Source organism: Exiguobacterium alkaliphilum 12/1 (genome assembly GCF_000714435.1).
GTDB lineage: Bacteria > Bacillota > Bacilli > Exiguobacteriales > Exiguobacteriaceae > Exiguobacterium > Exiguobacterium alkaliphilum.
Map to the genome: position 1 here is coordinate 1 of NZ_JJMW01000011.1, position 10,405 is coordinate 10,405.

Consider the following 10,405-nt stretch of genomic DNA (forward strand, 5'->3'; position numbering starts at 1 on the left):
TCTACTGAGTTATGTCCCAGCCTCTTTTCATAATCTTCCATATTTTATGCGGGGCGCCCGGTCCCCAGTAATGATCGAGTGACATCACCGGCGGTCCGATCCGTTTTTCCCAATAGTCTTGTGAGGACGGGAAACCAGCGTCTAAGTAAAACGTCGCATCCTCCCCAAGCGTTGCCATCACTTCTGAAAGTAAGAACGAACCGACACCTTGCCGTTGCTGATCCGGGGCGACATAAACGCAGCCGATTTCGACCGCTCCTGGCTCCACGTCCAGATGGGCCGTGATAATCTCGTTTGGAGGCAATACCGCCGCCGTCCCGACGATTTTCCCTTCTCGTTCGACCACGAACACGTCGACGGCGTCATCATCGAAACTATCTTGAATCGTCGTATTCAGACGGGCGACTTCTTCCTCTAACAAGTCAGCGTCCTCGAACTGTTCGCGACGAATCAAGTCGCTCAAACTTTCCATGAACAGTCGCTGGAGCGGTTTCACATCGTTCGGTGTAATCGGGCGAAAGTCCACGGCCACCCCTTCTTTCCATTTCGCATTTTTTAGTCTTTACCCGCCGTTTCGTAGCAGGTAACGCGCGACCGATCAAATCTAGACAACGCAAAAACGTTCAGCCTTGAAAATAGTTCTCTAAATTGAAGCATAATGATAGGTAGACTCCTATTTCCCGAGTATAATAAATTATCAAATACAATTATATCCTAGCGAGGTACTTATGGATCCAGTCGTCGAACACTCAATGAGTCACAATCTGTTTCTTGTTGTTTTATCTTATATGATTGCCGCCGTCTCTGCCTACGCCGCCATCGAATTGGCACGTCGAGTCAACTCGACGAACCGCACCGCACAAAACATGTGGATTTTAGCGGGTGGGGCAACGCTTGGACTAGGCATATGGGCGATGCATTTCATCGCCATGTTGGCGCACGAAGGCTTGCGCCCTGTCACGTATTCGATGCCGCTCGTGTTTCTGTCGGTCGTCATCGCTATGGCCGGCTGTATCCTTGGCTTCCTGATTGTCTCGCGCCATACAACTCGTCCCACCCTTATCGGTGCAGGACTGTTGATGGGGATCAGTATCGCGAGCATGCATTACGTCGGGATGGCCGCCATTCAAGGTGTGACGATTGCGTATCACACCGGGCTCGCTTTGTTGTCGCTTGCCATCGCAATCACAGCCTCACTTGGCGCCCTGTGGATCGGCTTCTTCTCAAAATATGCGAAGGAGAAGATTCACATGGAGCTAAAAATATTCTTCTCCCTATTGATGGGCGTCGCCATCTTCGGGATGCATTACGTCGGGATGCTGTCAGCCTCGTTCACGTTCTTGACGGACACCCCAGCTGCAATCGGCATCGAACCGTCGCTGTTGGCATGGCTCGTCACCGGCATTACGACCTTACTGTTCGCCATCTTCTTCTTGTCGCTCACACTCGACCGGCATTTACGAAGACGTGAATTGATTCAAGCGACGATTCTCGATTCGACGACGGACGCGGTCGTGACGACGACGAAAGATGGCGTGATTCAATATGCGAACACCGCGTTCTATCGGTTGTTCGACCGGACCGAGGATCAGTTTTTCCAAGACTATCACGCGGCGCTGTCGATTCAACAACCGTTCTACGAAGCACGTCGGCTTGAAATGGGCGAGTCGACGATTGAAGTGACGGCCTATCCGCTCCAAGGTGAGCGGATGGATCAAATCCTTTGGTTCTTGCGTGACGTCTCGGAGACGATTGCCTCACAGCGGCTCGTCGAACACATGGCGTATCACGACGCGTTGACTGATTTGCCGAACCGCCACAAGCTTGAACGGATTCTCGCCGAACATATCCGGATTGAAGACCCCGTCGCCTGTCTATACATCGACATCGACCGGTGGCGTTTCATGAGCGATATGCTCGGGCATCACGGTTCAGATCAGTTGGCGCTCCAAATCGCGGACCGGCTGCAACATACGATCCACCCGGACGACATTTTGACGCGTGTCGGCTCATCCGAGTTCATCATCCTACTGTTTGACAAGCGGAGCACGCTCGCGAAACAGAAGGCGGAGAAGTGCATCAAAGCTATCTCTCAGCCGTTTGATATCGACGGGACGACCGTCGAGCTGACGATGAGCGCCGGGATTAGCCACTTTCCGAAAGACACGACCTCAGCGGATGAGCTCGTGCAATACGCCCGTCTCGCCGTCCATGAATCGAAACGGACCGGCAAGAACCAAATCAAGGAGTTCGAAGAAGAGTCGAGACAACAGATTTTACGCACCGTCGAGATTGAAAAGGCGCTGGCTCAAGCGCTCGACCGCTCTGAGTTCTCGCTCGTCTATCAACCAAAAGTTTCACTCACCCAAAACCGGCTTGAAGGGGTCGAGGCGCTCTTGCGGTGGCATCACCCTGTCCTCGGCCACGTCGGACCGGATGAGTTCATCCCGATCGCGGAAAATACCGGCTTGATTCACCAAATCGGCACGTGGGTGTTGCGCGAATCATGTCTCGCCTGGGTCCGGTGGCAAAAGACCGGGGTGAAACCGTTCACGCTATCTGTTAACGTCTCCCCGCTCCAGTTCGCCCGGGAAGACTTCGTCGACACGCTCCAAGCCACACTCGACGCGACAGGGATGGACCCGATGTTCCTCGAGCTCGAAGTGACCGAATCATCGATGCTGTCGTATGAACAATCGACGCGCGAGAAACTTGCCCAGTTGCATCAGTTCGGCATCATGATCTCACTCGACGATTTTGGGACCGGATATTCGTCGTTCCGTCAGCTCCGTGAGTTGCCGGTCCAAGTGCTCAAGATTGACCGCTCGTTCATCGTCAATCTGTTCACCGACCGTAACCAAGAAGCGATCGTCCGCTCGATGATTCAACTCGGCCACAACCTCGGCATGAAAGTACTCATGGAAGGCGTCGAGACGTCGGACCAGCTCGAATGGTTATTGAACGAGCAGTGCGACTACGTCCAAGGCTATTACTTCAGCCGCCCGCTCCGGGAAAAAGAGGTCGTCAAGCACGTCAAATCTGTCACGACGTACATCGAGTTCGGCAAGACCCGCGCTTAACCACATAAAAAGGTGACTCGTCCGAATTGGATTAGAGTCATCTTTTTTGTTAACGTGAACCGTTCGTATGATTAAATCCATCCTCAAACGATAGGTTAATCGGCGCATCCTGAAGAATTGTTGCCCTCTGAAGATTTGTGACAGGCAACCGCTCATCTACCGCCATAAAGCTTAACTGATCAATCCATACCTGTCCTTCTCCCGATAACAAGACGCCAAACGAAATGACCTCACTGCCTTCAGGTACATCTAGAACAATTGAATAACGATTCCAATCGGTCGTTCCTTGAATCAGTCGGTTGCTCATGTTGTCAAATTGAAGCACATCCCCATTCTTATGATCGACCCGCATCCAAAACCCGGCACCTCCCCTAACTTGTTCGGTTTTTAAAAACCCTGACAACCGAATTCGTTGCGTCACGTAGTGATCAGCCTTGAACTGTTGCATCATCGTGCCAAAGCTATCCTTTTTCATCAATGAAGTCGATTTCAAATAGCCCGACGCTTTCCCGCCATGAACAACCTGTTGGTCAATTCCTATCTCGTAATGCTGTAAGTCTCCACCACTTAAAAACCATCCGTTTATCGATTCCATTGTTTCCTCTTCTCCTTTTTCTCGTAACGTTCTCATACTGGTACGATAACGACCTGGAGGCAGTCCATACCTTTTTTTGAATGACCGGGTGAACGATTCTTGCGATTCAAAATGATGTTGCAACGCAATGTCTAAAATCCGTTCTTTCGTATAGATAAGCAAGCTGGCCGCACTTGCGAGACGGCGCATTTTGATATACTCGGTAATTGTCATATCAACGTCCGCCAAAAAAATACGATGGAAATGAAATTTTGAAAATCCACTCTGTAGTAACAGTTCTTCTTCTGTAATCGTGTCGTACAAATGGTCTTCAATATAGGCGATCGTACGTCGAATGGGTTCATCATACACAGGTTTCTCCTCCTCTTATGGCAATCTTATCAAACCGTCTTTTGATTGGTTTGATCTTTTTTGCCATGAAAAAAACCTCTCCTTCTAACGAGGAGAGGCGTCACATTACGACACGCGCGCTTTTTCTTGCTCGCGAATCAAGTGATATTGTTCGAGGATAAGCTTCGTCAGCGTGTCCGTTTCACTCAACCCGAGGTACTTCTCAATCGTCGACAAGATGCCTGACTCTTCAATCGACAAGTAAAGTTCAGAAGATTCTGAATCCTCAGGGTTGTAATAGTTCAAGGCTGCGGCGATCCCGTAGGCGAGTTCATTCGGTTCGATCCCGTTGTCGACGAGCTCTCGTGCCGGTTTGACGAGCCGGTCACTCGGTCCGAGCTTACGAATCGGAGAACGGGCGACGCGTGAAATTTCATCTTTTAATTTCGGATTTTCGAAACGTTTGATGATTTTCTGAATGTACCGGCTATGTTCTTTCGCTTCGAAGCCGTACTTTTCAAGTAATAGCCAACCTGTCTCATACAACGCACCTTGAACGACTTGGCGGACGCGACGATCCTTGAGCGCTTCGTCAATCGTTCCTTTTTCAAACAATGAGCCGATATATGACGCGATCGCATGTCCTGTGTTGACCGTGAACAACTTCCGCTCGATATATGGACCAATCTCGTCGACCCACGTCACACCGTGAAGCGGGGGCCGCGCGTCCAATCCTTGCGTCTCGATCACCCATTCATAGAACGTCTCAACTTCGACGAAGAGCGGGTCCTCGTGTTGTTGCAATGGGACGATGCGATCGACAGCCGCGTTCGGGAACGACGCGCGGGCCGTCCCGATTCCACCCGACGCCTCGATTGCTTGTTTGAGAGAGGCGCTGCCGCCAATCATATTCTCACAGGCGATGACGTATACAGGCGCCTCCGTCTCGCGGTCACGGAGTCCTTCACTGATGAGCGGTGCGACTTTTGGAAGCAACGTCGGTCCGACCGCTGTCGTGACAAGATCGGCCTCGGCGATGAGCGCGATGACACGCTCCGGGTCTTTCAAACTGTTGACGCCGCGCACCCGGTCGACGACGACGTTGTCGACGCCTTCTTCAGCGAACCCGACCTCGTAATAGCGTTTTGCCTCGAGCGCTTCAATCACCGTATCGTTAATGTCGACGAACGTGACCTCGTAGCCACTCTGATTCAAGAGCAAGCCGATAAACCCGCGTCCGATGTTCCCTGCCCCGAAATGTACAGCCTTCATTACGCCACCTCTTCCATGAATAGCGACAAAATCTCTTCTTTCGTCTCGGCACGGACTAACCGCTCGACGTTATCCTCGTCCGAACAGATGACAGCGATTTGCGATAGGAGATCGAGATGCTCATCGTTCACCCCAGCGATCCCGATGACGAGCTTCGCCGTCTGTCCTCCAAAATCGACGCCGTCCGGTACTTGGATAATTGAGATGCCCGTCTTTTGAACGGCCGACTTCGCTTCTTCCGTCCCGTGCGGAATCGCGACATGGTTCCCGATATAAACGTTCGAGAGCGCTTGACGCTCATGCATCGCCTCGATATAGGCCGGCGATACGCAACCGGCGGCGTGTAACACCGCTCCGGCTGCATCAATCGCTTCGGCACTCGTGCTGAACGTTTGGTTGAGTCGAATCATCTCTGTCTGAATGAATGGCATTTTAGTTCCTCCTATATCTAAACCTTGTCTCTGTCTGCTTCGTTATGAAATTTTACTGCGCTCTGCTTGAATCTCTTCAATCAACTGGTCATAGTAGTCCGCGTTCAAGAAGTTCGTTACCGAGCGGTGAATCGCGTTCGGTGCCTGTTCTTCGGCACGGTCCGTCAAATCTTGATGGGTGATGACGAATTGGGCGTCTTTCGGCAATTGACTGATGGACGTGTTCGTCACTTTGATTGGCAAGTTCGCCTTATTCACTTTATTGCGCAGGACCGAGGCCCCCATCGCGCTTGAACCCATACCGGCATCACAAGCGAAGATGATGTGGTCGACTTTGTCGAGGCGATCTTGAACGAGCGCCGACGCATACGACTGTTTGCCTTTCATCGCGCTGACGTTTTGTGTCGCTTCTTCGAGTGACACTTCTTCGGCTGCACTTGATTTCAAGATGACACTCGCCACGGCGAACGTGACAGCTGCCGACAAGAGAATACCTGCAACGAGACCGAGGTGTGAACCGCGTGACGCCATCGCAAGAATCGCGAAGATACTACCTGGCGAAGCTGGTGCGACGAGGCCGACGTCGAAGAGTACGAATGTGAAGATCCCTGTGGCACCCCCTGCGATCATCGCAAGGATTAAGATCGGCTTCATCAACACGTATGGGAAGTAAATCTCGTGAATCCCACCGAGGAAGTGAATGATTGCCGCACCAGGTGCTGTCCGTTTTGCTGCGCCTTTTGCGAAGAACATATAAGCGAGAAGTAAACCAAGACCTGGTCCTGGGTTTGCTTCAAGTAAGAAGAGAACCGATTTCCCAGCGTCTGCGACTTGATCGACACCGAGTGGGCTCAAAATCCCGTGGTTGATGGCGTTGTTCAAGAAGAGGACTTTCGCCGGTTCAATGAACAAACTTGCGATTGGAAGCAACTTCGCCCCGACGATCCAGTCGACGCCTGCTGCCATGACTTTGTCGAGCCCGCTCATGATCGGTCCGAAGATCTCGAAGCCCCCGAGCATGAGGAGACCACCGACGATCCCGACCGAGAAGTTGTTGACGAGCATCTCGAAACCAGCTTTTACTTTTCCTTCAAGGGCACGGTCGACTTGACGGATGATGTAACCACCGAGTGGACCCATAATCATCGCCCCGAGGAACATCGGGATGTCCGTCCCGACGATGACACCCATCGTGGCGAGCGCCCCGACGACACCGCCTCGAACGTCGTGAAGTAATTTACCACCTGTGAACCCGATCAAGAGTGGTAGTAGATAAGTGATCGTTGGACCGACGAGCTCGGCCAAGTTTTCGTTCGGCCACCAGCCTGTCGGGATGAAGAGTGCTGTGATGATCCCCCAGGCGATGAAGGCGCCGATGTTCGGCATGACCATCCCGCTCAGGAAACTCCCGAACCGTTGTACTTTGACTCGAACCCCGCCCGAGCCAGCTTGCGTATTCGCCATGTATAAAACCTCCAGTCTTTAGTTGTGAAAGGTTATCGTGTAGTGTAGCTAACCGGTTTGTGCTCTACACCTGTATTGTAGACCCAGAGTAAGCGCTTACTCAATTCAATCCAGTTCACACTTTGGCAACATTCCGTGCCAAATAAAAAAATGACCACGGCGGGTCATTTCTCATGCAACGCATCTTGCATCATATGTTTCATGCAGTCATGAAGCAACAGGCGCAGTTCTTTTTTTGAACCCGTGCTGTATAACGTCATCTGTTCTTCACTCTCGATGAGCGAGCCGCTGACCGCACTCAAAAACTGGAGCTCGACATCGCGCGCCTCTTCCGGTGCGAGTAAGACGAGCAGACGGGAAACGGGTTCCGTCGATTGATCCATCATGAGGAGCGGGATGGACGTCGTCAAATCGAACGCGAACACGCTCGCCCGTTCAATCGACGCGTGACGTCCATGGAACAAGGCGAGTTTTGTGCCCGGGATGCCGAGTCCAGCCACTTCGTGGCGCCGGAGCAGTTGTGCCGATAATTGAATCCCGCTTTCGACGAGTCCCCGTTCTTCTAACTGCGTGCCGATATCGAACAAGATGTCCTCGAGCCGATCACTGTTGTCGAGTGTGACGAGGTCGAACTGACGGTCCATCCGCTCAAACGTGTCCACGAGTTCCGCGAGCTCTTGGAAGTCGAGCATCGTCGAATGCGGTTTGACGTCTTTCGTTTGGAACGATTGCGGCAAGGACAACAGGAGGTGGCGGACCCGTTGCACTTCCTCGGTCGTCAGCAACGGATTGACCATGAGCGTCGGCACCGACAACGGAGGGAGCGGGACGGTCGACAAGATGACGTCATAGTCATCGAGCCGATGCTGTTCGAGACCGAACAATGAGGAGTTGACGACGTTTTGCATCTCCGGGAACTCTTGTTTCACGCGATTGACGAGCATCTTCGACGAGCCGAGGCCCGCCGAGCAGACGACGAGCGCCCGATATTCACGACGGCGGACCGGTTTGACGAGCGCGGCCGCGAAGTGCATCGCCCAGAACACCGTCTCTTCCTCTGTGAACGTGTTCGTCCCGAAGACGATATCCGCCGCTTGCTGAATGGCGGCCCGCAAGTTCGGATAGTCCCGGTCGATGTGCGGACGGACCGTATCCGTATCCGGAAGCGCCTGCGTGTTCAGACTCGATAAGATATGGGCGAGCAACCCTTTCTCGAGCGCCGCGTCATCTGTGAAGGCGAAGCCGTGGATGAGTGAGACGTGATGAATCAGTTTATGGACACGGATTTGCATGACCCAGCGTTCTTCCTCATCTTCTTGCATCTGTTCTTTCAAGGAACGGAGCCGGTTCGCCTCTTCCGCGAGCCAAACCCGTTCGGCCATCGAGAACGTCGTACCGAGTGCCACTTCCATGTCCCGAGCGACTTTCAAATAGTCGTCCGAACGTCCTTTCGTGTACATCTCCAAAAAGAAACCGGCGTCGAGTCGCGCTTGTTGCACGCCATAGGCGAACGTGACACGCATAATCGTTCGGTCATCCATCCGCTCGAACGCATGACTCTTTAAATAGTCGTATCCGTCCCGGAGCGCCTCAAGCATGGCGTCACATGAGACCGTCTTCAAAAAGGCGGGAATGTACTCATCTTCGCCGCGGACGAAGCGATAAAACGCGAGCGTGTCCCAATGCGCCATGAGCGCATTAATCATGAGCTTGCGTTTTTCCGCTTCCAAGCCAAGTACTTGCGCACCGACCCCTTTCTTCCGCTCGACTTCAAGGTGATATTCGTCGAACCAGCGGTCAAGTTTCTCCAGGTCCTGTGTCAGTGTGCTTGGCGAGACGTGCATCTGCTTGGCGACAGCCTGCAGCTTCAACATGTCTTTCTCGAACAAGAGCCGCCAAGCCAGTTCAAAGATGCGATCCTCGGCTGTCGGGATGGCCTCGGCCGACAAAATCAAATCCTCACGGAGCTGTTGTTTCGCAGCCGTCGCTCCGACGAGGCTGAGTCCGCGCCCGCGCTGCCAAGACAGCTCTAGTTCGAACTCTCTCAAAATCCCTTCGAGCAGTTGACGTTCCCGTTGAATCGTCCGCTCAGACAAATTGACCGCCTGCGCGATCTCCGCGAGCGGTGTCGATGTCTCCGTGCCTAATAAGTGTAGTAAAATCGAGCGCTCCCGCGCACTCCATTCATGCTTCATATCGCTTCACCCATTCCTCGACGATTTGTCGATATTCCTCGAGCGACAAGATTTGTCTGACCGAGCGGACGTGCGCGGTCGGATGGTCAATCGCCGCTGTCCCGATTTGATAGACGATCAAGTCGACGTCTTTCGGGATATCACGATTAGTGCCGTGGTGAATCACACACGACAATTTCCCCGAACACGCTTCAGCAAACAGCTTCGCTGCCATGGCGCTCGTGACGAACCCGCATGGACAGACAATGTATACGTTCATGTCAGACCTTCTTTCATCGCTTATCTTTATATAACCATACGATGGAACCGCTTACTTATCCTACTATTTTGCCTGTTGGCAAAGATATCGGCAAGCAGTAAAAAGCACCTCTCTGTTTCGAGAAGTGCTTAGGTGTGTATAGTGTTATTCCACCGTCACCGATTTCGCCAAGTTGCGCGGCTTGTCGACGTCGCAACCCCGGCCAAGTGCGGCGTAATACGCCATGAGTTGAACCGGTAATACCGTAACGAGCGGTGCAAGGAGTGGTTCGACGTGCGGCAAGATGAACTCATCGTCCTCGTGTTCGACGCCTTGCATCGAGATGATGCAGGCGTTCGCGCCACGGGCGACGACTTCCTTGACGTTGCTGCGGATGTTCAAGTTCGTCTTCGGTTGCGAGATGAGCGCGATGACCGGCGTCCCGTCCTCGATCAAGGCGATCGATCCGTGCTTGAGCTCACCACCTGGGTAACCTTCCGCTTGGATATATGAGATCTCCTTCACTTTGAGCGCGCCTTCGAGACAGACCGACGCGTCAAGGCCGCGTCCGATGAAGAACGTGTTCGGTGTCGTCTTCAAGTAACGTTCTGCCAACTCTTCAAACAGCTCTTTTTGTGACATGATTGAGTCCATGATCGTCGCGACACGCGCGAGTTCTGGCATCAATTCGAACGGTAGCTCTTTTCCGTTCGCACGAGCGATGTCGTAGGCGAGGATGGCGAGGACGGCGATTTGGGCCGTGTACGCCTTCGTCGACGCGACCGCGATCTCCGGGCCGG

Annotated in this window: 9 protein-coding genes; 1 reads left to right on the forward strand and 8 read right to left on the reverse strand. The window is 52.9% G+C overall.

What is annotated here, in order from left to right; translation table 11 throughout:
* Nucleotide 1: 1 nt before the first annotated feature.
* Nucleotides 2–526 (reverse strand): GNAT family N-acetyltransferase, encoded by a 525-nt coding sequence (locus tag RT52_RS17805; RefSeq protein ID WP_034814438.1) that lies wholly within the window; start codon nucleotides 524–526, stop codon nucleotides 2–4.
* A gap of 202 nt (nucleotides 527–728) precedes the next feature.
* Between RT52_RS17805 and RT52_RS17810 the strand changes: the two genes are divergently transcribed.
* Nucleotides 729–3,080 (forward strand): EAL domain-containing protein, encoded by a 2,352-nt coding sequence (locus RT52_RS17810; RefSeq protein ID WP_051690225.1) that lies wholly within the window; start codon nucleotides 729–731, stop codon nucleotides 3,078–3,080.
* A 49-nt stretch (nucleotides 3,081–3,129) separates the two neighbouring features.
* Here the strand turns inward: RT52_RS17810 and RT52_RS17815 are convergent, their stop codons facing one another.
* From RT52_RS17815 to RT52_RS17845, 7 genes are all read right to left on the reverse strand, one after another.
* Nucleotides 3,130–4,026 carry a helix-turn-helix transcriptional regulator gene (locus RT52_RS17815; protein ID WP_034814439.1) on the reverse strand — a complete coding sequence of 299 codons (897 nt, stop codon included), beginning with the start codon at nucleotides 4,024–4,026 and terminating at the stop codon, nucleotides 3,130–3,132.
* Nucleotides 4,027–4,131: 105 nt separating this feature from the next.
* The gene (locus RT52_RS17820) at nucleotides 4,132–5,277 is read right to left on the reverse strand and encodes a mannitol-1-phosphate 5-dehydrogenase (protein ID WP_034814440.1); all 1,146 of its coding nucleotides are present in this window, start codon (nucleotides 5,275–5,277) and stop codon (nucleotides 4,132–4,134) included.
* On the reverse strand, nucleotides 5,277–5,708 hold the full coding sequence (locus RT52_RS17825; RefSeq protein ID WP_034807107.1) for a PTS mannitol transporter subunit IIA: 432 nt from the start codon (nucleotides 5,706–5,708) through the stop codon (nucleotides 5,277–5,279). The genes RT52_RS17820 and RT52_RS17825 overlap by 1 nt, the downstream gene beginning before the upstream one ends.
* A 42-nt stretch (nucleotides 5,709–5,750) precedes the next feature.
* A complete protein-coding gene (locus tag RT52_RS17830) occupies nucleotides 5,751–7,172 on the reverse strand; it encodes a PTS mannitol transporter subunit IIBC (protein WP_034814441.1) in 1,422 nt (473 codons plus the stop codon).
* Between the two features lie 164 nt (nucleotides 7,173–7,336).
* Nucleotides 7,337–9,367, reverse strand: a complete 2,031-nt coding sequence (locus RT52_RS17835) for a BglG family transcription antiterminator (RefSeq protein ID WP_034814442.1) — start codon at nucleotides 9,365–9,367, stop codon at nucleotides 7,337–7,339.
* Nucleotides 9,357–9,626 (reverse strand): PTS sugar transporter subunit IIB, encoded by a 270-nt coding sequence (locus RT52_RS17840; RefSeq protein ID WP_034814443.1) that lies wholly within the window; start codon nucleotides 9,624–9,626, stop codon nucleotides 9,357–9,359. Before RT52_RS17840 ends, RT52_RS17835 begins: the two co-directional genes overlap by 11 nt.
* A gap of 144 nt (nucleotides 9,627–9,770) precedes the next feature.
* Nucleotides 9,771–10,405: SIS domain-containing protein (locus tag RT52_RS17845; protein ID WP_034814444.1), on the reverse strand; the 635-nt coding region annotated here is incomplete at its 5' end.